The 20,930-nt window shown below is 60.0% G+C and carries 21 protein-coding genes and 1 pseudogene; 5 read left to right on the top strand and 17 right to left on the bottom strand.

Translation table 11 applies throughout. The annotated features are described in order from the left end of the window. Positions 1–388: 388 nt before the first annotated feature. The gene (locus JQR87_RS01525; protein WP_407293298.1) at positions 389–1,237 is read left to right on the top strand and encodes a poly(ethylene terephthalate) hydrolase family protein; all 849 of its coding nucleotides are present in this window, start codon (positions 389–391) and stop codon (positions 1,235–1,237) included. 240 nt (positions 1,238–1,477) lie between these two features. Here JQR87_RS01525 and JQR87_RS01530 read toward each other — a convergent pair whose 3' ends face one another. From JQR87_RS01530 to JQR87_RS01585, 12 genes and pseudogenes are all read right to left on the bottom strand, one after another. Next, positions 1,478–2,536, bottom strand: coding sequence for a protein-glutamate methylesterase/protein-glutamine glutaminase (locus JQR87_RS01530; protein ID WP_407293297.1), 1,059 nt, complete (start codon positions 2,534–2,536; stop codon positions 1,478–1,480). A 4-nt stretch (positions 2,537–2,540) separates the two neighbouring features. Beyond that, positions 2,541–3,044 (bottom strand): chemotaxis protein CheD, encoded by a 504-nt coding sequence (locus JQR87_RS01535; protein ID WP_407293294.1) that lies wholly within the window; start codon positions 3,042–3,044, stop codon positions 2,541–2,543. After that, complete coding sequence (locus tag JQR87_RS01540) at positions 3,037–3,852, bottom strand: CheR family methyltransferase (RefSeq protein WP_407293292.1); 816 nt, start codon at positions 3,850–3,852, stop codon at positions 3,037–3,039. Before JQR87_RS01540 ends, JQR87_RS01535 begins: the two co-directional genes overlap by 8 nt. Positions 3,853–3,863: 11 nt before the next feature. Next, entirely contained in the window at positions 3,864–4,391 is a 528-nt protein-coding gene (locus tag JQR87_RS01545; protein ID WP_407293291.1) for a chemotaxis protein CheW, read from the bottom strand. 3 nt (positions 4,392–4,394) lie between these two features. Then, positions 4,395–6,032 (bottom strand): methyl-accepting chemotaxis protein, encoded by a 1,638-nt coding sequence (locus tag JQR87_RS01550; protein WP_407293289.1) that lies wholly within the window; start codon positions 6,030–6,032, stop codon positions 4,395–4,397. A gap of 80 nt (positions 6,033–6,112) precedes the next feature. Then, positions 6,113–6,607: a chemotaxis protein CheW gene (locus tag JQR87_RS01555; protein ID WP_407293287.1), complete on the bottom strand. Its 495-nt coding sequence runs from the start codon at positions 6,605–6,607 to the stop codon at positions 6,113–6,115. 1 nt (position 6,608) lies between these two features. After that, entirely contained in the window at positions 6,609–8,801 is a 2,193-nt protein-coding gene (locus tag JQR87_RS01560; RefSeq protein ID WP_407297860.1) for a chemotaxis protein CheA, read from the bottom strand. Further along, complete coding sequence (locus tag JQR87_RS01565; RefSeq protein WP_407293285.1) at positions 8,801–9,121, bottom strand: STAS domain-containing protein; 321 nt, start codon at positions 9,119–9,121, stop codon at positions 8,801–8,803. Before JQR87_RS01565 ends, JQR87_RS01560 begins: the two co-directional genes overlap by 1 nt. A 16-nt stretch (positions 9,122–9,137) precedes the next feature. Further along, positions 9,138–9,506: a response regulator gene (locus tag JQR87_RS01570; RefSeq protein ID WP_178079806.1), complete on the bottom strand. Its 369-nt coding sequence runs from the start codon at positions 9,504–9,506 to the stop codon at positions 9,138–9,140. Between the two features lie 8 nt (positions 9,507–9,514). Beyond that, a complete protein-coding gene (locus JQR87_RS01575; RefSeq protein ID WP_407293283.1) occupies positions 9,515–10,498 on the bottom strand; it encodes a methyl-accepting chemotaxis protein in 984 nt (327 codons plus the stop codon). Positions 10,499–11,001: 503 nt separating this feature from the next. Continuing rightward, a complete protein-coding gene (locus JQR87_RS01580; RefSeq protein WP_407293280.1) occupies positions 11,002–12,198 on the bottom strand; it encodes a class I SAM-dependent rRNA methyltransferase in 1,197 nt (398 codons plus the stop codon). A gap of 186 nt (positions 12,199–12,384) precedes the next feature. Next, positions 12,385–12,923: pseudogene (locus JQR87_RS01585) on the bottom strand (type 1 glutamine amidotransferase domain-containing protein). Positions 12,924–13,042: 119 nt separating this feature from the next. Here JQR87_RS01585 and JQR87_RS01590 point away from each other — a divergent pair. The 3 genes from JQR87_RS01590 to JQR87_RS01600 all read left to right on the top strand — a co-directional run bounded on the left by JQR87_RS01590 (position 13,043) and on the right by JQR87_RS01600 (position 15,240). Beyond that, on the top strand, positions 13,043–13,906 hold the full coding sequence (locus tag JQR87_RS01590) for an HDOD domain-containing protein (protein WP_407293277.1): 864 nt from the start codon (positions 13,043–13,045) through the stop codon (positions 13,904–13,906). A gap of 56 nt (positions 13,907–13,962) precedes the next feature. After that, on the top strand, positions 13,963–14,775 hold the full coding sequence (mutM, locus tag JQR87_RS01595) for a bifunctional DNA-formamidopyrimidine glycosylase/DNA-(apurinic or apyrimidinic site) lyase (protein ID WP_407293275.1): 813 nt from the start codon (positions 13,963–13,965) through the stop codon (positions 14,773–14,775). 123 nt (positions 14,776–14,898) lie between these two features. Next, entirely contained in the window at positions 14,899–15,240 is a 342-nt protein-coding gene (locus tag JQR87_RS01600; RefSeq protein WP_407293274.1) for a multidrug transporter, read from the top strand. A gap of 229 nt (positions 15,241–15,469) precedes the next feature. Here JQR87_RS01600 and JQR87_RS01605 read toward each other — a convergent pair whose 3' ends face one another. The 5 genes from JQR87_RS01605 to JQR87_RS01625 all read right to left on the bottom strand — a co-directional run bounded on the left by JQR87_RS01605 (position 15,470) and on the right by JQR87_RS01625 (position 20,062). Next, a complete protein-coding gene (locus JQR87_RS01605) occupies positions 15,470–15,721 on the bottom strand; it encodes a YfhL family 4Fe-4S dicluster ferredoxin (RefSeq protein WP_407293273.1) in 252 nt (83 codons plus the stop codon). 133 nt (positions 15,722–15,854) lie between these two features. Beyond that, positions 15,855–16,337: a pantetheine-phosphate adenylyltransferase gene (coaD, locus tag JQR87_RS01610; protein WP_407293271.1), complete on the bottom strand. Its 483-nt coding sequence runs from the start codon at positions 16,335–16,337 to the stop codon at positions 15,855–15,857. Positions 16,338–16,442: 105 nt separating this feature from the next. Further along, positions 16,443–18,038: a GMC family oxidoreductase gene (locus JQR87_RS01615; protein ID WP_407293269.1), complete on the bottom strand. Its 1,596-nt coding sequence runs from the start codon at positions 18,036–18,038 to the stop codon at positions 16,443–16,445. A gap of 39 nt (positions 18,039–18,077) precedes the next feature. Then, entirely contained in the window at positions 18,078–18,617 is a 540-nt protein-coding gene (locus JQR87_RS01620; RefSeq protein ID WP_407293268.1) for a twin-arginine translocation pathway signal protein, read from the bottom strand. A gap of 14 nt (positions 18,618–18,631) precedes the next feature. Then, a complete protein-coding gene (locus tag JQR87_RS01625; protein ID WP_407293265.1) occupies positions 18,632–20,062 on the bottom strand; it encodes a coniferyl aldehyde dehydrogenase in 1,431 nt (476 codons plus the stop codon). A gap of 124 nt (positions 20,063–20,186) precedes the next feature. On the opposite strand from JQR87_RS01625, the gene JQR87_RS01630 reads away from it, so the two are divergent. Then, positions 20,187–20,858: a TetR/AcrR family transcriptional regulator gene (locus tag JQR87_RS01630; RefSeq protein ID WP_407293263.1), complete on the top strand. Its 672-nt coding sequence runs from the start codon at positions 20,187–20,189 to the stop codon at positions 20,856–20,858. Positions 20,859–20,930 lie beyond the last annotated feature (72 nt).

Below are 20,930 nucleotides of genomic sequence, written 5' to 3' on the forward strand. Positions count from 1 at the left end.
GTGGGGCCGGATCGAGGCGGGGTATCGCTCGGACGGCCTGGGCTCATGGCCCGCCGGGGGATAGTGGCGAGGAATGTGCCGATTCTACGCGCGTTCCAGTCGGGGAGCCAAACGGCGCGATTACCGGTGCTCATCCTAGGTTGAGCCTGGCGCATCAACACCGAAGTTAATAATGAATTATTCAGTCGGGGCAAAGTGCGGCCGTTCGTCCGCTACGCGGGCGCGGCGAGTGGCGCGATGATTTTGGCTGGCTAGGGTTGATTCGGGCCGACTGGCCACCCGCACTGCTGATGGTCGGGCGGGAAATCGGAGGTGCAGTGCGTTCGACTCGCATCGCGAGCTGGCGCGACGTCCATACAGATGATCAGAACAACAAGAGGAAATACACATGCTGGACATCAAACTCAGCGGTGTTGCCGCTGCGCTGGGCCTGGCGATTTGCGGGTCTTCAATCGCTGCTCCACTGCCCGACACCCCCGGCGCGCCGTTCCCTGGCGTGACCAGCTTCGAACGATCCGGTCCGTACGCAACGACAAGCCGTAGCGAAGGCCCGAACTGCCGGATCTATCGGCCCGCTACGTTGGGGCAGAACGGCGTGCGACACCCAGTATTGCTGTGGGGTAATGGGACCGGGACGGGGCCAACCGCCTATTCGGGCCTGTTGTCGCACTGGGCTAGCCATGGCTTCGTCGTGGCGGCGGCGGAGACCTCCAACGCCGGCACCGGGCGTGACATGCTGGCCTGCCTCGACTATCTGGTGCAGGAGAGCAACCGCAGCTTCGGCACCTATGTGGGGGTGCTCAATACTGGCCGGGTCGGTACATCCGGTCACTCCCAGGGCGGCGGCGGTTCGATCATGGCCGGGCAGGATGATCGCGTCAGTGCTACAGCGCCCATTCAGCCGTACACCATTGGTCTAGGCCATGATCCGGCCTCGCAGCGGAATCAGAAGGGGCCGATGTTCCTGATGTCTGGCGGCGGCGACACCATCGCCTTTCCCTATCTGAATGCGCAGCCGGTCTACGTTCGGGCGAACGTGCCGGTGTTCTGGGGCGAGCGACGCTATGTCAGCCACTTCGAGCCTGTCGGGGACGGTGGCGCCTACCGTGGACCGTCGACAGCCTGGTTCCGCTATCAGCTGATGGAGGATGAAACCGCCCGCAGCACCTTCTACGGCCGCTTCTGCGAGTTGTGCACCAGCGTCCTGTGGACCGAGCAGCGCAAAGGTATCGAGTAAGGCGTTCAACGAAGCCCCGCACGCGTCTTGGTGCGAGGGCTTCGTTCGCATTTTCCATGTTCTCGCAGGCACCGCGGTGAGGTACTTGTCTTCCAAGCACTTCTGAATGAACGGTGCGATCGTGTAGCGCTGTGGCACCTTGTTCAGAGAGGCGTCGTTGGCGCTTTGGTCGAAGTCACCTTGGCCTTCGCACTGATAGCGCTGGCAGTAATCGCTTACTAACGACTGGAGGCGCTTTAGTCAGCGGCGCCCACCGACCTCCATGATCGCGTGCGGAATAAGCTGGAGCGCTATCTCCTTTTCAACCGCGCCCAGCTTCATCGCTTCCTTGGGCATCCCGTATACGACGCAGCTTGCCTCGTTCTGTCCGATGGTGCGTGCGCCGTTTTCGCGCATTTCCTTCAGGCCCCGAGCGCCATCGTCTCCCATGCCGGTCATGACGATACCGAGCGCGTTACTACCTGCTGCCCGGGCCACCGAGCGAAACAATACGTCTACCGAAGGGCGATGCCGGCTGACGGGTGGGCCATCGACGATTTCCACCACGTACTGCGCACCGTTGCGCTTGACCAACATGTGTCGTCCGCCAGGAGCGATCAATGCGCGTCCGGGAATAACGCGATCACCGTTGGCGGCCTCTTTCACTTCTATCTGACACAGGCTGTTCAAGCGGTCCGCGAAAGCGGCTGTGAAGCGCTCGGGCATGTGCTGGACGATAACCATGCCTGGGCAGACCCTAGGCAGAGCCGTCAATACCTGCTCCAGCGCTTGTGTACCACCGGTTGAGGTGCCGATGGCCACCACGTTGTCGGTGGTGCGGGTCATGGCGTTGCCGGCGGGCAAGATGGCATCGGCCGTCAGTCTGGGTTCTGGCTTTTGGACAACGACACGCTTGAGATTCGCTCGGGCTGCGCCCTTGATGGCTGCAATCAGATCTTCAGCACTTTCCAACAGAAATTGGCGCAGGTTCGACTGCGGCTTGGTCACGATGCTGACCGCGCCTGCCGCAAGGGCTTGCATCGTGGTCGCCGCGCCGCGCTCGGTCAGCGTGGAGCAGATCACGACGGGAGTAGGGCGCTCGCTCATCAGCATTTTCAGGAAGGTGATGCCGTCCATACGCGGCATCTCCACATCCAGAACGATGACGTCAGGCCACTGCTTGCTCATCTTTTCCGAGGCAAAAACGGGGTCTGCGGCGGTACCGATGACCTCGATGGCGGGGTCCATTTCAAGCGTGCTGCTCAGCACCTGCCTAACCACCGCAGAGTCATCGACGACCAAGACTTTAATGCGATTCATGCGTTCACACTCTGGAACAGGCTGGACCGGGCAAGGAGCGCTTGATGGCGACTCGACCGCTCCAGACGTCGTATATCAAGTTTCGGTGGCTATTGCCGCCGACATCTTCGCCCTTGAGTTGCATCCCGTGGTCCTGAATGAGGCGCCGGGCCGCTTGTATGTTCCGCTCACCAATGTGCCTGTCGCTGTCACGGGCCAGACCGGGGAACATGTTGCCGCCGCCGAATAACCGCACGCTGTAGTCCTGCGGGCGGGTCTTGGCAAGCCGAATTTCGTCCAGGAGCATGGCGATCGCCTCGTCGCCGTAGCGCCCATCAAGCTCCTGTCCACTACCACGTTGCCGGGTTGGCAACATGAAATGCGACATGCCGCCCAATTGTTTCTCCGGGTGCCAGAGCACCAGTGACACGCAGGAGCCGAGCAGGGTCCGGATGCGCGTATGGCGGTCTCCAAAATACAGCTCGCCGGGTTGCAGAAACACCTCGATCACGCCCGATGGTTTAGGCATGCGGCTTACGGTATACCGATGGGCGGATCGGCTTTACCGCTTCGCTAATGCCGTTCAGGCTTTCCGAGTGGCTGATCACGAAGTAGCCGCCAGGATGAAGATTGGCAAGCAGGCGCTGCACCACCTGACGCTTGGTACCCTCGTTGAAATAGATCATCACGTTACGCAGGAAGATCACGTCAAACATCCCGACATCAGGCAATGCGCTGTTCAGGTTTATCTGTTTGAACGTCATGCGTTTGCGCAACGCTGGGTCGACCATGAAAGTGCCTTCGTGGATGCCGGTACCCTTCAAACAGTATTGGTGAAGCAGGTGCCTGGGGATGGTTTCGGCCTCATCCATTGGGTAAACCGCCGTACGCGCCTGATCCAGGATCCGTGTGCTGATATCCGAGGCGAGGATCTCCCAGGGGCGGGTGCCCATGGTTTCGGCCAGAATCATGGCGATGGTGTAGGGCTCCGCACCGCTGGAGCAGGCCCCACACCAGATGCGCAAAGGCGCTGGTGACCTGACCGAGCCCAGTTCTCCTTGCAGCTGCTCACGCAAGAAGTCGAAATGCTTGGGTTCGCGGAAGAAGTACGTTTCGTTGGTGGTCAGCAGATCGATCGCCGTCTGCTGCTCTTGGCGATCCTGCGCCACCAGGGCGAGGTAAGCCGAGTAGGTAGGCAATTGATAGTGCCGTAGTCGCTTGTTGAGTCGGCCAGCAACCAGAGGCTTCTTTCCATCGGACATGGAAATTCCGGCCGTTCGGAAGATCATCTCCTGAAACTGCCGGAACTCGTTGTCGGATAAGGTGATGGACTGCATGGCTACTCGCGTCAGGCAATTGCAAGGTTGCCAGGGCGCTCGGCGCTCGCTAGCAGCTCAATTTCTTCGGCCGAAAGCACGCGGCCTATGTCCAGGAGAATCACCAGTCGACCATCGACTTTTCCCATCCCAAGGATGAAATCGCTGCGTATACGGATGCCGAAGCGGGGCGCAGGCTCGATCTCATGCACACCTATTTCAAGAACGGCGTTAACCGCATCCACCACGATGCCTACCACTTGAGTCAGCTCACCCTGTGCCACTTCAAGAATGACGATGCAGGTGCGCCTGTTGATCAGCGTTGCGCTTTCGCCGAAGCGAAGGCGCAGATCGATGACCGGAACAACCGAGCCGCGCAGGTTGATAACGCCAAGGATGCTCGGGGGCATCATGGGTACGGGCGTCAACTGCCCGTACTCGATGATCTCCCGGACGCTCAGCGTCCCCACCGCAAACAGCTCGCTTCCCAACGTGAACGTGAGGTACTGCCCCGGTAATTCCATAGCCGCATGGCCGGCTCTGTCGATGGGGTTGTGCATGGCTTAGCTCCCGAAGCGTACGAAGCCGGCAGGCAGGCCGTCGTTGCCCATGGCGTCGGTGAGATCCTTTTCAACTCGGGCCAGGGCCTGATGACGAACGTCTGCGCGCTTGGATGGTTTAACTGAATGGCGTGCGGCGCTCGAAACGCCCGCGACACTGAAATAATCCATCAGCTGCTGCAGTTGTTCGGCCTGGCTGCTCATCTCTTCAGCAGTGGCCGCCAGCTCTTCAGAAGAAGAAGCAGACTGCTGAGTGATTTCGCTCAGCTGGTTCATGGCTGTGCTGATCTGACCCACGCCAGACGTTTGCTCTTCCGATGCTGCTGCGATTTCCTGGACGAGATCGGACGTCTTGGCGATCGAAGGGACAATCTCGTCCAGCAGGCCGCCGGCACGCTCGGCCAGTGAAACACTGGTCTTGGCGACTTCACCGATTTCCTGTGCCGCCACCTGGCTTCGCTCGGCCAGCTTGCGGACTTCGGCGGCTACTACAGCGAAACCTTTCCCGTGTTCGCCAGCGCGGGCCGCTTCGATTGCTGCGTTAAGAGCAAGCAAATTGGTCTGGTAAGCGATGTCGTCGACGATGCCGATTTTTTCGGCGATCGTTTTCATGGCACGCACGGTTTCCTTGACCGCCTGGCCACCTTCGTTAGCCTCTCGGGAGGCTTTACCGGCCATACCGTCGGTGACTTTTGCGTTTTCGGTGTTTTGAGCGATCGACGCGGACATCTGCTCCATGGAGGCAGAGGTTTCTTCAACCGAAGCAGCCTGCTCGGATGCAGCCTGGCTCATGCTCTGAGCGGTTGCGGAAATCTCTTCGGAAGCGCTGGAAAGCGCATCGGCGTTGCTCCGGACCTCGGTGATGATCTGCGACAGTTTCTCGCTCATGCTCTTGATGGCCGCAAGCATGCTGGTGTCATCGCCAGCCTTGGTTGCTACGGCGACCGTTAAGTCACCAGAGGCAATGCGCGTCACTACCTCTGCTGCGTATGCAGGCTCGCCACCGAGCTGGCGGAGCAGACTGCGTGTGATGAACAGCCCCAGCAGAGCGACTACGACCACGGTTGCGATGGCGATAAGAACAGCAATCAAGCTGGCCCGCCCCATAGTATGCTGCGCGGTATCGGCGGCTTCCTCACCCATCTTGACGTTGTAGTCGCTGTGTTTGTCCAACGCCTCGGTCAATTGGATTATGTCTGCATCGAGAGCATCCATCTTCTGGTTTGCTTCTTCGTTGCGGTTTTCTCGTGAAAGACCCACCGCTTCGTTTGCGCCTCGGTCAACTTTGGCTAGGGCGGCTTTTACAGCATCCAGCAGCTTTGCGTCTTGCTCGTTCGATACGAGTGTCGCGTAGTGCACTAGAGTTTCGTTGATGAGCTTTTCTCGGATGGCGAGACCTTTTTCAATTTCTGCCATTTCGGCAGCATCGCTCGTCAGCACATGGCTATAGGAAAGAATGATGCGTTCGTTGATCTGGTTACGGATCACATTGATAGCGCTAAGGCTGGGAATAGTGTTGACGTTGCCATAGTTGGCTGCAGCGAAAACACTGGTCATTTGCTGGTAGCCGCTGCCGGCAAGGACGATGATTCCGATCAATGCGGAAATCACCAGCAGCGCCATTTTCTTACTGACTGTCATATCGGGTTGCTCCGGAAAGCACGGGTAGGTGAGTGATACCGGGCAAACGTCCGGCTGTGTGAAGTAGAAAGAGAACGGCATTAGCCGCTTGCGGCGAGTTCGCCAGTGGCAAGAACCTGCGGTATAGCGAGCAGAGTGACGAAACGCTCGCCCACCTTGGTCATGCCGCGTATGAATTCGGTACGGATACGGCTACCAAAGGCCGGAGCCTGGCAAATATCACTAGGATCTATTTCGAGCACCTCGCTGACCGCATCGACGCTAACACCTAATACGTGGCTACCGTCTTCGTCCAGGACATCAAGAATGACGATGCAGGTGCGCCTGCTGACGGACGTGCGCCCGATGCCGAAGCGTGCGGCGAGGTCGACTACCGGCACGACCGATCCGCGCAGGTTGATTACGCCTTTAATGGTAGTACCGACCATTGGCACGCGGGTCAGCAGCGGAAACTCAATGATTTCGCGAACGCACAGACTGTTGACCGCGTAGGTTTCGCCGCTGATTTGGAACGTCAAGTACTGCTCGGATAGCAGATTGCTTGCCTGCCCGCTGTCGGCTGAAGAATAGGTCATCTCAAAGCTCCGGTGAGCAGGCGGGCATTGCTTCGCGTGCTAGGTTGTTGGGGCGACGCTGTGCCAACTGATTGAGCAGGCCCGGTATATCGAGGATTAGCGCAACTGCACCACTGCCGAGAATGGTGAAGCCGCCCATGCCTCGAGCGCCTTCGAACAATTTGCCGAGGGGCTTGATGACGGTCTGGAACTCCCCCATTAGCTGGTCGACGACCAGTCCCGCACGAGTTCCGGCGTACCTGACTACCACGACGTTTTCGCGTAGCGGCGGGGCGCCCTCGTGCTCGAAAAGATCTCGCAAGCGTATGAAAGGCAGCATTTCACCGCGAAGGTCGAGGTATCCCCGGTCCGCCGCGGCGCAGCTATCAAGCTCGATGCATTCCTCAACCATTTCGAGCGGGACGACATAACCTGCCTGGTCTACACCAATGAGGAAGCCGTCAATGATGGCAAGCGTCAGCGGTAACCGGATGCGAATACAGGTGCCGGCGCCCAGAGTGCTTTCAAGCTCGATCGTTCCACGCAGCGCCGTGATGTTTCGCTTGACCACATCCATGCCGACGCCGCGCCCGGAGAGGTTGCTGACCTGCTCGGCGGTGGAGAACCCGGGTTCGAAGATGAGATTCAGGATGTCCATTTCCGGCAGCGTCTGCCCTTCAGCGACAAGACCTCGCTGTTTGGCCTTGGCCAGAATCTTTTCAGGGTTCAGGCCACCGCCATCGTCGGAAACTTCGATAACGATGCTGCTCGCCTCGTGGTAGGCATTGAGCGTCACCCGGCCTTGCTCTGGTTTGCCGTTAGCACGACGTACTTCCGCAGACTCGATGCCGTGGTCCATGGCGTTACGCACCAGGTGCGTCAGTGGGTCACCGATCCGCTCGACAACGGTCTTGTCGAGTTCAGTATCACCGCCGCTGATGTGCAGCTGAATGTCTTTGCCCAGCTCCTTCGATACGTCTCTGACGACACGTTGGAAGCGATTGAACGTCGCGCCGATTTGCACCATGCGCAAAGTCAGGGCTGAATCACGCACCTCTTCGACCAGTCGCGACAGCACTTCGGTCGCCTCGACCATCTCGGTGCTGCCGGTCTGCTGGGCAGACATACGCGCGCCCGCACCGGCAATGATCAACTCACCGATGAGATTGATCAGCTGATCGAGCTTTCCTGCGTCGACGCGTATCAGGTTGCCGTCTTGCGGACGTGCATCCTTGATCTGTTTCTGCTGCTCTTTCGCAGCAACTGTGGGGGCGTGCTCAAAACTGACGTCGGTCGAGGCGGCAGCTATCGGAGCGGGATTGGCCTCCTCAGGGAGCGGTTGCTGCGTCCGCAGCATCGCATTGACTTCGGCAGTCTTGAGCGTGCCGCACTGGACCAACATTTCGCCCAGCAGGCTGTCGTCTTCCGGTAGCTCCTTGATCAGTGCTCGGTACTCGTCTGTCGTGCTGTACGGAGCGAGCATGCGGATCTGGCTGTCGTCACGGACGAATTCGAATGCGCCTTCGATAGCGGCCTTGTCAGCATCGGTGGCGAATCCAAGCTCAAAACCCAAGTAGCAGGTTTCCGGGTCCATCTCGTCAGCGGCTGGAAGCTGGTCGAGCACAGGTACCACCGAAACGATCCGGCCAAATGTCTGCAAGTAACGAAAGATCGACAGCGGGTCCATGCCGTTGCGCAGCGTATCGGGACCAAAACGCAGGGACAGGTGCCAATGGGGTGCGCTGGCCTCTACGCCTTCCGACGCAATCGGGTGACCAGCGGCAGCACTCGACACGGCGTCCGAGGTGGCCGGTCCCTGTGTGAGGTAAACGCTTAGCTGGGCGATGAGCGCCTGCCCCGCCTCGAGTACGGACGGAGGGAGATCATTGACGCTCTTGTGCTCTTCCAGATGCTCGATCAATCGGCCCAGATGGTCGCCAACCTCAAGGAACAGGGCAGACAGCTGACCCGTAAAGGTGAGGTCTCCAGCCCGTACGTTGTCGAGCACGCTTTCGGCGACGTGGGTGAAGTCAACGATGACATCCAGACCAAACAGACCGGCCGATCCCTTGATGGTATGGGCAGCGCGGAAAATCGCGTTGATCGTGTCCTGATCATCCGGTGCCTGCTCGATGAGCAGCAAGCCCTCCTCCATCTGCTGGAGCAGTTCCCGGCTTTCGGCAATGAATACCGTAAGGATTTCGTCCAGGTTGATCATGACGCTTCTCCGGCAAGCTGGCCGTTAGCGGAAGGGTTACCCAGTACGCTGCCTAGCCCGCTCAGTTCGAGTGCAGCGATGACGGCGGGGCTGTGGTGGGTCAATATGAGTTGGCCGCCGAGGCGCTTGGCCTCGCGTCCGGCTAGGATCAAAAGCTGAAGCCCGGCGCAGTCGACTTCGTCGACCAGCGTCAAATCGAACTCCAGCTCAAGTTCCGGTTGGATGAGCGGAAGCAGCGCCGCTTTGCTATCTGCAGCGGTATAGATGGTCAGCGGGCCTTCCAGCGGCACGCAGGTCCGCTTGTTTACTTCGCTCATCATTCGCCTCGACGCCTTACGGCAGGATCAGTTTGGAAACAGCATTAAGCATTTGCGCCGGCTGGAATGGTTTTACAACCCACGCCTTGGCACCGGCTGCTTGACCTTCTTGCTTTTTCGCTTCGCCGGCCTCGGTGGTTAGCATGATGACCGGGGTGAATTTGTAGGCGGGCATCTGCTTGACGGCCTTTACGAAGGCAATGCCATCCATGTTCGGCATGTTGACGTCGCTGATCATCAGATGAACCTTCTGGCCCGTAAGCTTGCTCAGCGCGTCTTTGCCATCGCAGGCCTCTATCACGGTGTAGCCAGCGCCTTTAAGGGTGATGCCAACGACCTGGCGGATGGACGCTGAGTCGTCGACGATGAGGACGGTCTTGCTCATGAATAACCTCAGAAGAATGTGATTTCGGAGTCGGAGGAAGGGGCAGCGGTCGGGCGCTTGCCACTGTGGTAATCGTGCTGTTCGGGCATGGTGTAGGTCTTCGCCAGGTCATTAAGCCAACGCTGGCTGTCGACGGTCGCAACCGGCCGGCCCTGTTCGCGTTGAGCGGCCCTGGCAACCAAGACGCCTTCTAGTTTTTCGATATCGGCGTGAACATGGCCAAGCATCTGGCTGACGCGGTCCTGGAATTGCAGCGACACGAGCACGTCGGCGATTTCTGTTCCAACCGCCTCGCTCTCCTGGCGCATACGGTCGTTATGCAAAACCATGTCAGCAGCGCTGCGCTGGAACTGATCGATTACGTGGCGAATGACTTGACTGGAATGCCCGAGCGTGGCCGCATCCTTCTCGGTGTATTCGCGTGATACGCCCAGTGTTTTCTGGATGGCTGAGTTCACCGTCTCGACGGTCTCGCCGATCTTGTGACCGGTCTCACCGGAGAGCGTCGACAGTTTCCGGACTTCGTCCGCCACGACGGCGAAGCCGCGGCCTGCGTCTCCTGCACGTGCTGCTTCGATAGCCGCGTTTAGTGCAAGCAGGTTGGTCTGTTTGGCAATGTTTGCGACGTCTTGGGCCATGGCCTGCAGCTGTACCGTGAACTCGGACAGTTGAGTGACTTCTGCCAGGAGCGACTCTTTGCTGGCAACAGCTTGGCGCAGGGCATCAACGATCGTTTCAAGGTCGCGCTCGCTGTTTTCGAGCAAGCCGACCAGCGAAGCGGCCGCGCCGTCACCATTGCTACCGCCTACGCTGGCATGTATACGTCCAGCCAGCAGGGAAAAGCGCTCTGAAAGGGCGTTGATGGCGTCCTCGCTGTGGCTGCGTGCCGCCTGAATCTGGTTCGCCCACACCGGGGTTACGCTTGCGCAAAGCGGATCGATGGGGGGCTCAGCAGCCTGGATTGTGCCTGCGCCCTCGGATCGACCTGCCAAAAGACTGCGCCCTGATATCCGGCGACTCCAGAGGCATAGTCCTACGCCAGTAACGGCCAGAAGCCCGGACAAGAGCCAAGCGGCCGGTGCCGCTTTGCCAGCGACAAGCACGCAGCCAATCCCGGTCGCAACAGACAATGCCGGCGGCAAAAAGCTCACAGCTGAAGAGGTAGGGTGTGTGTGTGCCACGCTGCTATTTCCACAGAGGGGGAGATAGTTCAAATAGCGGCGCTAAGGGCGGGAACTTTAAGGATGGACGGGTGTCTGGCGCCATTTTTTTGGGCGATTAGACGAGCGGTATATAGGTGAAGCGTCAGGCGTATCGAATCGTTTCGGAGAAAACGCAGACTTCTGGCCATTGACAGGATATGGGAGGCCAAAGCTGGGGTAGCGGCCGCTTCGATCTGCTGCTAGAAACCGAGCGAGGCAGTTCCCGGTTCTATTGCCTCAGCATAGCGGCACCGCGCGACTGAGCATTAGCCTGGTCCGCGCGGTGGTAGTAGTCAGCTGTTAGGCAGGATGCGGCACGTGATGCTCTTGATATAGCGCGTTTCCGGGATTGCGGGATGAACCGGATGATCAGGTCCCTGGCTACCGCGTTCCAGCAGCTGAATGTTGCGATCCAGATGACGGGCGCTGCCGAGCAGGATGTTCTGCAGGTTGTCTTCCTCCAGGTGCATGGAGCAGCTGGCGCTGACCAGGATGCCGTCCTTGGTCAGCAAACGCATGGCGGCTTCGTTCAGACGACGGTACGCGGCTTCGCCGTTCTTGATGTCCTTCTTGCGCTTGATGAAGGCGGGCGGGTCGGTGATGACCACATCGAAGCGCTCCTCGGCGTTTTTCAACTCCCGCATCGCTTCGAAGGCATCACCCTCGACGCAGGTCATCTTCTCGGCAACGCCGTTGAGCGCAGCGTTGCGCTCGACACCATCCAGCGCGAACGCTGAGGCATCGACGCAGAACACTTCGCTGGCGCCGAAGGCCGCGGCCTGTACGCCCCAGCCACCGATGTAGCTGAACAGATCGAGCACGCGCTTGCCTTTGACATAGGGCGCCAGCCGCGCGCGGTTCATGCGGTGATCGTAGAACCAGCCGGTCTTCTGGCCTTGCAGCACGGGTGCTTCGAACGTCACGCCGTTCTCTTCCAGCCCGACCCATTCCGGAACCACGCCAAAGGCGGTGTCGACGTAGCGCTCCAGCCCTTCGGCATCGCGAGCGCTGGAGTCATTTTTCCACAGTACGCCGCGCGGCTTGAGCACTTGAACCAGCGCTTCGAGAACGGCGTCCTTGTTGCGCTCCATGGTGGCCGAGGCCAGCTGAACCACGAGGTGATCGTGGAAGCGGTCCACTACCAGCCCGGGCAGCAAATCCGAGTCACCGTAGATCAGGCGATAGCAAGGCTGATCGAACAGACGATCGCGCAGCGACAGGGCGACTTGGATGCGATGAACCAGAAGCGACTTGTCCAGGCTGTGCTTGAGGTCGCGTGACAGCAGGCGGGCGCAGATCAGGTTGTTCGGCGAGACGCCGACGATGCCCAGCGGCTTGCCGCCAGCTGCTTCGAGAATTGCCTGATCGCCAGCGGCGAAACCGCTCAGCGGGGTGGCTGCGGTGTCCACCTCATTGCTATAGACCCACAGATGGCCGGCGCGCAGGCGGCGGTCGGCGTTGGCTTTGAGTCGCAGGCTGGGCAGGCTCATCGTGAGGGCTCCGGGAAAAGGGCGCGATTATAGGCCAGAGGGCTGACAAAAGCGCTGGCTGGATGTAGGCAGGATAGGAGGGCAGCCGTCGCTGCTGGGAGCGGTTGTCCCAGCAGACGGCTTAAAAGAGGCATCGGCCATGTCACGTCGACCGCGTATCGCGATGCCTCGGCTTGCTAGCTGGCGTCAGGCCGCGAGGGCTTTGACCAGCGCTTCGCTGAAAGCAGGGATGTCGTCCGGCTTGCGGCTGCTGATCAGATGGCCGTCGACCACGACCTGCTCGTCGACCCACTGAGCGCCGGCGTTTTTCAGGTCGTCCGTCAGCGAGGGCCAGCTTGTCATCTTCTTGCCCTTGACCAGATCAGCCGAGGCCAGCAGCCAGGCGCCATGGCAAATGACGGCGATGGTCTTGTTTGACCGTGCCGCGTCACGCACCAGCTCCTGGGCCATCTCGTCGGTGCGGATGGTGTCGGAATTCACCACGCCGCCTGGCAGCAACACGGCGTCGTAGTCTTCCATGTGAATGCTGTGAACGTCTTGTCGACATGAAACTTGGTGGCCGGCGTGGTGTGGTTCCAGCCGGTGACCTCACCGTTTGATGACGAAATGATCTCGGCGGTCGCGCCGGCTTTTTCCAGCGCCTCTTTCGGGCCCGTCAGCTCGACCTGCTCGAAACCGTCGGTTACCAGGATCGCTACGCGTTTGCCTTTCAGGGAATCGGCCATTTCGTTTCCTCCTCGTCGGTTTACATGTTGGTCTACTTGAAATCCGACCATGAACTCAGCCAAAGTTCGCACTCTTTCTATCTAGTGGCCTTGTGCTAGTCACGAGGCGGGCCGCTTACATGTCCATCGAACTCACCGACGAGCAGATCCGCAGCGTGCTGCAGGGGATCAGCGTTCCCCCGCAGCCGCAGATCATGGTGGATCTGCAGATGGAGCAGGTCATGCCTGACCCAGACCTGCGCGCCATCGCGCGGCTGATCAGCCAGGATCCGGGTCTTTCCGGCGCGCTGTTGAAAACGGTCAACTCGCCGTTCTTCGGCCTCGCCAACCGCATCGCCTCGATTCAACAGGCGGTCAACCTGCTGGGCTGCCGTTCGGTGATCAACCTGATCAATGCGCAGTCGATCCGCGGCGAGCTCACCGATGCGGCGATCGTCACGCTCAATCGCTTCTGGGATTCAGCGCAGGACGTGGCCAGCACCTGCCTGACGCTGGCCAAGCGCATCGGTCACCCAGCGCCAGACGAGGCCTATACCCTCGGGCTGTTTCATAATTGTGGCATCCCGCTGATGCTGACTCGTTTTCCCGGCTACATGGCCGTGCTGGAAGAGGCCTACGCCAGCGTAGGCCCTGATGTGCGCATCACTGACGTCGAGAACAGGGTGCTCAACACCAACCATTCGGTGGTCGGCTATTTTGTTGCGCGCTCATGGAAGCTGCCACAGCACCTATGCGAAGCCATCGCCAATCACCACAACGCTGTGGCGCTGTTCAGCGACGAGTGGAGCGATCCGCAGATCAAAACACTTCTGGCGATTCTCAAGATGGCCGAGCACATCTGCGCCTGTCATCGCGTGTTGGGAGACCAGCCTGACGACCAGGAGTGGGATGCGGTAGCGCAGCTGGTGCTCGAGTATGTGGGCCTGTCGGAATACGATTTCGAATGCCAGCGCGACATCATCCGCGAGCTGGGTGTTGGCTGACCCGACTGCACGTTAGCTGCTAAGGTCGTCTCCCGGTCCACTAGATATTTGCGCTGATGCCTGAACTCCCAGAAGTTGAAACCACCCGCCGCGGTATCGCGCCGCACCTTGTCGGCCAACGGGTCATTCAGGTCATCGTGCGTGAACGACGGTTGCGCTGGCCGATCCCGGACGATCTGGATGTACGTCTGTCCGGCCAGCGAATCGAGGGCGTCGAGCGGCGTGCCAAATACCTCCTGATCAAAGCCGAAGTCGGCACCCTCATCGCGCACCTGGGCATGTCCGGCAGCCTGCGCCTGGTTCCGGCGGATCTGGCAGTTGGTAAGCACGAGCATGTCGACATCGTGCTGGATTCCGGCATGGCGCTGCGCTACACCGACCCGCGTCGATTCGGCGCATTGCTCTGGAGCGACGACCCGTTGAGTCACGTGCTGCTTGCGAGCCTCGGCCCGGAGCCGCTGAGTGATGCTTTCGACGGCGAGCGGCTGTACCAGATGTCGCGCGGACGCAGCATGGCGATCAAGCCCTTCATCATGGACAACGCGGTGGTGGTCGGTGTCGGCAATATCTATGCGAGCGAAGCGCTGTTCGCCGCCGGGATCGATCCGCGGCGGGCCGCCGGTGCTGTGTCTCGGGCGCGCTATATGAAGCTGGCTTTAGAGATCAAACGCATCCTCGCCTACGCCATCGAGCGCGGTGGCACCACGCTGCGCGATTTCGTCGGTGGTGACGGCAAGCCGGGTTACTTTCAACAAGAGTTATTTGTCTACGGTCGGGGCGGGGATTTTTGCAAAACCTGTGGCTCGACCTTGCGGGAGATCCGTCTCGGCCAGCGAGCCAGCGTCTATTGTGGACGGTGCCAACGATGACGAATCGATGTGCGATGCACTGCGCAGGCATGACGGTGTTCACGATCAATAACCGACGGCCACTGCTATAGTGACCTTCACCCTAATCATCTGCCTCGTTTCGCCCAGCTGAAGGACCACACCATGAATCTGTTTCGCTCCACTGCTGTTGTCTTGGCCCTGACCACAGGTCTGCTGACGATGCCTGCGCAGGCGCAATCGGTACAGCAGAACGCCAGCGGCGATCCGATGTACACCGTAGAAGCCCCTAAAGCCTTTTCCATCGTTGGCGATCTGCTGATCGCCCGTCCGCTGCTGATCGCGGCCACGGCCATCGGTGCCGGCCTGTTCGTCGTCAGCCTGCCGTTCAGCGCGATGGGCGGTGGCATCAAGGAGACGGGGCATGCACTGGTGGTCGAGCCTGGCGCTGCAGCCTTTGCCCGTTGCCTGGGCTGCACCCGCGTTGGCTATAACCGCCAGGACTGATCCTGCGGCCCAGCACTAGCCGGTGGGAACTGCCACTGGCCTGCTGAATACGGCTCCGCCGCTTCACTGCGTGCGGAGCCGTGCTGTTTCTGGGGTTCGTTTTTTGATCGTTTAAATGGCAGGCAGCGGCAATCGGACAGAAAAGTGCCTGCCAGCAACGAAATTGTTTTAGATGTCGAGCGAGAGGGGCTGCCGACCCCACCGCACGGGTGGGGTCGCAACAGACGAATCAGGCCTTGCCGGTGATGATCATGTACTTCTGCATCAGCTCATCCTTGCTTTCGACGTTGTTCTCGTCGAGCGGGATGCAATCCACCGGGCAGACTTGCTGGCACTGCGGCTCGTCGTAATGACCGACGCACTCGGTGCAGAGGTTGGGGTCAATGACGTAGATTTCCTCACCCTGAGAAATCGCGTTGTTCGGGCACTCGGGCTCGCAAACGTCGCAGTTGATGCAGTCATCGGTGATTATCAGGGACATCCAGCTTGCTCCAGCTGCAGCAATGCCACAGCACAGGTAAAAACGACGCGGCAATTCTGCCGCATCGGCTCGTTCGGTGCACGCAGCAGCGCTCAACCTTTGGTCGGCGGATACGCCCCCGGTTGCCTGGCAACTAGCGAGAGGCGTAGCGCTCGGTCAGGGCCTTCATGACCGAAGGGTGTACGAACTTGGTCACGTCGCCACCCAAGCGGGCGATCTCGCGCACCAGCGTCGAAGAAATATAAGAGAACTTCTCCGAGGGGGTCAGAAAGAGGCTTTCCACGTCAGGTACCAGTTGGCGGTTCATGTTCGCCAACTGAAACTCGTACTCGAAGTCAGAGACTGCACGCAAACCACGCAGCAATACGTTGGCTTGCTGCTCAATGACGAAGTGGGCCAGTAGCTTGGAGAAACCCATGACCTTCACGTTCGGCAGGTGGGCTGTCACTTCCTGAGCCAATGCCACGCGTTGCTCCAGCGGAAACAGGGGGTTCTTGTTCGGGCTGGCGGCGACGGCAATGATGACTTCGTCGAACAGGCGCGAAGCGCGCTCGACCAGGTCGGTATGGCCCATGGTGATCGGGTCGAATGTACCCGGATACAGCACTCGATTCATCGCGGCGTCCTGACGCTTGCGTGGGAGGTGGATGGTAGCGGCTCGGTATTGGCAGCGTAAAGCATCAATGCGGATGCCGACCGGATGCCAACACAACGTAGCCGTTCACGCCTTTTTCAACCGTTCGGCCAGTTGACTCGAGAGCTTTGCAGCCAGCCCGTAAATCGACAGTTGCGGATTGGCACCTATGCTCGTGGGAAACAGCGAGCCGTCGTGGATCGACAGGTTCTCCAGATGATGATGGCGACCAAGGCTATCGGTGACCGCCTGTCGCGGATCTTCCCCCATGGCGCAACCGCCCATGACATGGGCACTGCCGAGGCGGGTGCGATATAGGGTCAGATTCAGCGCGTCGATGAGCTGGCGCGCCTGCGACAGATGGGTCGTGTAGGTGGCATCGCTGTGCAGCGGCAGGACCGCTTTGGCCCCCGCAGCAAACTGAATTTCAGCCATGCTGTGATAGGCGCGACGAATACCGTTCCAGGTATAGGGCGTCATCTGGTAATCGAGCATGGGGGTGCCGTCGCCGCGCAGGCGCACCTGACCTTCGGCACTTTCGGGGTGAAAACCGTCGCGCATCAGCGCAATCATGGCGTTGGTATGCGGCAGCTGCTCCATGCGCATGGCGTTATCCATCCCGAAGCGGCCAAGCAGGGTGGCGGCCAGCGCTGGATGGATAGGCGGAACCTCCAGCTTGTAGGACATACGACCGCTCGGGCCGTCATCCCACTGGAACTGATCGGAATAGATCGACTGCGGTGCGCCGTAAAACGGGTTGATGACGGCCTCGAACTGCGCTGCCGAAAAATTCACCAGATGCAGAAAGGTGCGCTTGCCGAGCCGCTGGTATGGGTCGTGAGTATCCGATCGAAGCAGAATCGCCGGTGTGTTGATGCCACCTCCGGCCAGGATGTAGTGGCGTGCTCGCACCCTTATTTTTCGACCGGTTGGCGCGACGCACCGGGCATCCATGGCGCTGCACTCCAGCGAGGTGACCTGGTCCTTGTCTATCAAAAGGCGCTCGGCGCGGGCTAGGTAGACTAATTCGCCGCCGGCCTCCAGGGTGGTCGGTATGGTCGTCACCAGCATGGATTGCTTGGCATTGCTCGGGCAGCCCATGCCGCAATAGCCCAGGTTCCAACAGCCTCGTACGTTGCGTGGGATCACAGCCCAGCTGTAACCGAGCGCCTCGCATCCGTTGCGGATGACCTGGTTGTTGGCGTTGGGCGCAAGCGGCCAGGGCTCGATCCCCAGGCGTTGCTCCATGCGTTCGAACCAGGGCGCCATGGATTCTTCGGAAAGGCCCTTGACCGAGTGCTCGCGAGCCCAATGCTCCAGCGTGGCGGTCGGCGTGCGGAAGCTCGATGTCCAGTTCACCAGCGTCGAGCCGCCAACAGCGCGGCCTTGGAGGATCGTGATGGCACCATCCTGGCTGGTGCGGCCGATCGCCTCCTGATACAGCGAGGCGTATGCGGGCGGCTCCTGCATCGTGAAGTCGCGACTGCTGCGCAGCGGGCCTTCTTCGATCAGCAACACCTTGAACCCTGCAGCGCTGAGGATTTCCGCACTGGTGCCGCCCCCTGCGCCGCTGCCTACGATGGCGATATCGGCTTCAAGGGTGACGTCCTGTTCGAGACGCGAGCCATCGTGAACAGTCCAGCCTCGGGCGAGGCCTTCGGCAAAAGGGTCGGTAACCGGCATATCGGCTCCTGAAGCTTGAATAGGACGGCTATCCAAACGCTAGATAACGGGAGGTCCCGGATAACCGCAGTGTTCCCAGGATTCTTCGCGGCCGTACCACGCCATCAGAACCATTTGCAGTAGCGAGGCATGGCCCTGGCGCAGCAGGGCAAATGGACTGTTTTCCCAGCGCTGCAGAAACGCGTGTATCTCGCTGTCTTGCGCCTGTTCCCAGCTGCTCCATATGCCGGTCAACGGGCCGCGGGTGACCGGAAGGGAAAGCAGGTCGAACAGTTGCAGGACCTGTTTCGACACGGCGGGCGAAAGATGGGCGAGGCCCTGGTCGAGGCTGGCGAGTGTGCCTTGCACGGCGCTTGGCATATCGTGCGGGGCGACTGCGCCATCGAGCAGAACCCCAGTGAGGCGTTGCAGCATGGGCAGGTCGCTGTCGCGTAAGAACGCCAGACCGGGTGCAGCGCGCTCGGCGCTGCAGCCCGCGATGCTTCCGAGCAGCCCGGCACCCGTTAGCGCCACGCTACCGAGCACACCGATCCTGAGCAGGCCTCGACGGGATAAGGCATGAGGGTTGGTCGTTGGCATCGAGAGAGCCGGCATCAGCGCACGAACATTTTGTAGACCAGCTTTTGCAGGGCCTTGCCGTATGGCGGATAGATCAGCCGGGCCGCATTGAACCTTTGTTTGGCAAATACGCCCTTGGCCTTGCTGAACGTGAGAAAGCCCTCGTGGCCGTGATAGTGGCCCATGCCGGACGGGCCGACACCGCCAAACGGCAGGTCATCCTGGGCCACGTGCAGCAAGGTGTCGTTGAGGCAGACGCCACCGGAATGGGTCTGCTGGAGGATTCTGCGCTGCTCGGCTTTGTCGTAACCAAAGTAGTAAAGCGCCAAGGGGCGAGGGCGAGCGTTGACGTAGGCGATTGCCTCGTCGAGGCCTTCGTAGGGCACCACTGGCAGAAGAGGGCCGAAGATTTCGTCCTGCATGACCTGCATGCTGTCGTTCACATCGAGCAGCACGCAGTGTGGCATGCGACGCCCCTGACCTTGCTCGAACAGCGGCAGCAACCGGGCGCCCTTGGCCTGGGCATCCTCCACGTAGCCCGACAACCGACTGTGCTGGCGCTGGTTGATGATCGAGGTGTAATCCGGATTGTCCGCAAGTTGGGGATAAAAGCGCCGCACCGCCATCCGATACGCGTCGACGAACTGATCGAGACGCTGCCGCGGTACCAGCACATAGTCCGGAGCTACGCAGGTCTGGCCGGCATTCAGCGTCTTGCCGAAGGCGATGCGTTCGGCTGCGTCGGCGAGCGGTACGTCGTTCGAGACGATGGCAGGCGACTTGCCGCCGAGCTCGAGGGTCACCGGGGTGAGGTTTTCCGCTGCGGCACGCATGACGTGGCGACCGACGCTGGTACTGCCGGTGAACAGCAGGTGATCGAAAGGCAGCCTGGAAAAGGCGATGCCCACATCTGCCTCGCCAAGCACTACCGCAACCTGATCCTCTGCAAATATTTGCGCCAACAACGATTTGAGCAACTGACCGGTGGCGGGGGTGGATTCGCTCATTTTCAGCATCACCCGGTTGCCCGCAGCGAGCGCTCCGATTAACGGCCCGATGGCCAGGTGGAGCGGATAATTCCACGGCACGATGATGCCGACCACCCCGAGTGGCTGATAGACCACCCGCGCACTGGCTGGCTGAAAGGCCAGCCCCACTGAGCGCCGGGAAGGCTTCATCCACCGCCGCAAATGGCGCTGAGCATGCCGGATGCCGTGCAGGCTCGGCATGATTTCCGCCAACCGGGTTTCGTCCGTCGAGCGATGACCGAAGTCCTGGCAGATGGCGTCGATCAGCGCCTGCTGTTGATTATGCAGCAGGTCGCGCAGGGCCTCGAGGCATTGCAGTCGGTCCTCTGCGCTGGGCCGAGGATTGGCGGAAAACGCAACGCGCTGGCGTTCAAAGATTGCTGGTAGGCGCTCGACGACGATGTGCGTCTGGTTCAGGTAGGCGATGTCGGCAAGCACGGCAATGCTCCGAAAGGGCGTAGAAGCTATTTAGAGTCATTACTCTATTATGTCAATCGAAGTGCCTAACGAATGATGAAGGGTTACCCTAGCCCCCTGACCCCAGCCGATCATGAATGCTTGCATGCCGCCCAGACCGAAAACCCGTGATCGCATCCTGCAAGCCAGTCTGGAGCTGTTCAATTCGCAGGGTGAGCGCAGTGTGACCACTAACCACATTGCAGCCCACCTGGCGATTTCACCGGGGAATCTTTACTACCACTTCCGCAACAAGCAGATGATCATCGCTGAGCTGTTTGACCGCTACGAGGCGCAGGTAGATGGCTTCCTCCGGCTGCCGAAAGGGCGAACGGTGACCATGGAAGACAAGACCTTCTATCTGGAGTCGCTGCTCTCTGCCATGTGGCAGTACCGCTTCCTGCATCGTGACCTCGAGCGGCTACTAGGCGAGGACGAGGTCCTGGCTGAGCGCTATTGCGGCTTCGTCGAAAGTCACCTCATGGTGGCGCGTGGTATCTATCAGGGATTCGTCGACGCAGGGCTACTGCATATGACCCAGTCTCAGGTGGAGGCCGTCGCGCTTAACGCCTGGATTGTGACGACGTCCTGGGTTCGGTTTCTCTGCACTGCTGGCAGCAGCCCTGATCGACTTAGCGAATTGATGCTGCGGCGCGGCATCTATCAGATCCTGATGCTCGAGGATGGCTTCGTTGCTGAACAAGCGCGGCAGGAATACGACGAGCTGTGCGGTCGTTTGGATGTACCGTTGGTTTCGCTATTGACCTGCCCGCAATAGGTCTTGCAGGGTTCGGCTTGACGCCATGACGGTCTGCAGCCTGTCTGCGACAGTTTGATGACACTGCGACCT

The sequence above is a fragment of the Stutzerimonas stutzeri genome (assembly GCF_051028275.1).
Taxonomy (GTDB): domain Bacteria; phylum Pseudomonadota; class Gammaproteobacteria; order Pseudomonadales; family Pseudomonadaceae; genus Stutzerimonas; species Stutzerimonas stutzeri_AS.

What these genes read in the sequence shown, in the direction of transcription:
- JQR87_RS01525 (WP_407293298.1), top strand. Translation starts at nt 389, where the DNA reads ATGCTGGACATCAAACTCAGCGGTGTTGCCGCTGCGCTGGGCCTGGCG.
- JQR87_RS01530 (WP_407293297.1), bottom strand. Translation starts at nt 2,536, where the DNA reads ATGAATCGCATTAAAGTCTTGGTCGTCGATGACTCTGCGGTGGTTAGG.
- JQR87_RS01535 (WP_407293294.1), bottom strand. Translation starts at nt 3,044, where the DNA reads ATGCCTAAACCATCGGGCGTGATCGAGGTGTTTCTGCAACCCGGCGAG.
- JQR87_RS01540 (WP_407293292.1), bottom strand. Translation starts at nt 3,852, where the DNA reads ATGCAGTCCATCACCTTATCCGACAACGAGTTCCGGCAGTTTCAGGAG.
- JQR87_RS01545 (WP_407293291.1), bottom strand. Translation starts at nt 4,391, where the DNA reads ATGCACAACCCCATCGACAGAGCCGGCCATGCGGCTATGGAATTACCG.
- JQR87_RS01550 (WP_407293289.1), bottom strand. Translation starts at nt 6,032, where the DNA reads ATGACAGTCAGTAAGAAAATGGCGCTGCTGGTGATTTCCGCATTGATC.
- JQR87_RS01555 (WP_407293287.1), bottom strand. Translation starts at nt 6,607, where the DNA reads ATGACCTATTCTTCAGCCGACAGCGGGCAGGCAAGCAATCTGCTATCC.
- JQR87_RS01565 (WP_407293285.1), bottom strand. Translation starts at nt 9,121, where the DNA reads ATGAGCGAAGTAAACAAGCGGACCTGCGTGCCGCTGGAAGGCCCGCTG.
- JQR87_RS01570 (WP_178079806.1), bottom strand. Translation starts at nt 9,506, where the DNA reads ATGAGCAAGACCGTCCTCATCGTCGACGACTCAGCGTCCATCCGCCAG.
- JQR87_RS01580 (WP_407293280.1), bottom strand. Translation starts at nt 12,198, where the DNA reads ATGAGCCTGCCCAGCCTGCGACTCAAAGCCAACGCCGACCGCCGCCTG.
- JQR87_RS01590 (WP_407293277.1), top strand. Translation starts at nt 13,043, where the DNA reads ATGTCCATCGAACTCACCGACGAGCAGATCCGCAGCGTGCTGCAGGGG.
- mutM (WP_407293275.1), top strand. Translation starts at nt 13,963, where the DNA reads ATGCCTGAACTCCCAGAAGTTGAAACCACCCGCCGCGGTATCGCGCCG.
- JQR87_RS01600 (WP_407293274.1), top strand. Translation starts at nt 14,899, where the DNA reads ATGAATCTGTTTCGCTCCACTGCTGTTGTCTTGGCCCTGACCACAGGT.
- JQR87_RS01605 (WP_407293273.1), bottom strand. Translation starts at nt 15,721, where the DNA reads ATGTCCCTGATAATCACCGATGACTGCATCAACTGCGACGTTTGCGAG.
- coaD (WP_407293271.1), bottom strand. Translation starts at nt 16,337, where the DNA reads ATGAATCGAGTGCTGTATCCGGGTACATTCGACCCGATCACCATGGGC.
- JQR87_RS01615 (WP_407293269.1), bottom strand. Translation starts at nt 18,038, where the DNA reads ATGCCGGTTACCGACCCTTTTGCCGAAGGCCTCGCCCGAGGCTGGACT.
- JQR87_RS01620 (WP_407293268.1), bottom strand. Translation starts at nt 18,617, where the DNA reads ATGCCAACGACCAACCCTCATGCCTTATCCCGTCGAGGCCTGCTCAGG.
- JQR87_RS01630 (WP_407293263.1), top strand. Translation starts at nt 20,187, where the DNA reads ATGCCGCCCAGACCGAAAACCCGTGATCGCATCCTGCAAGCCAGTCTG.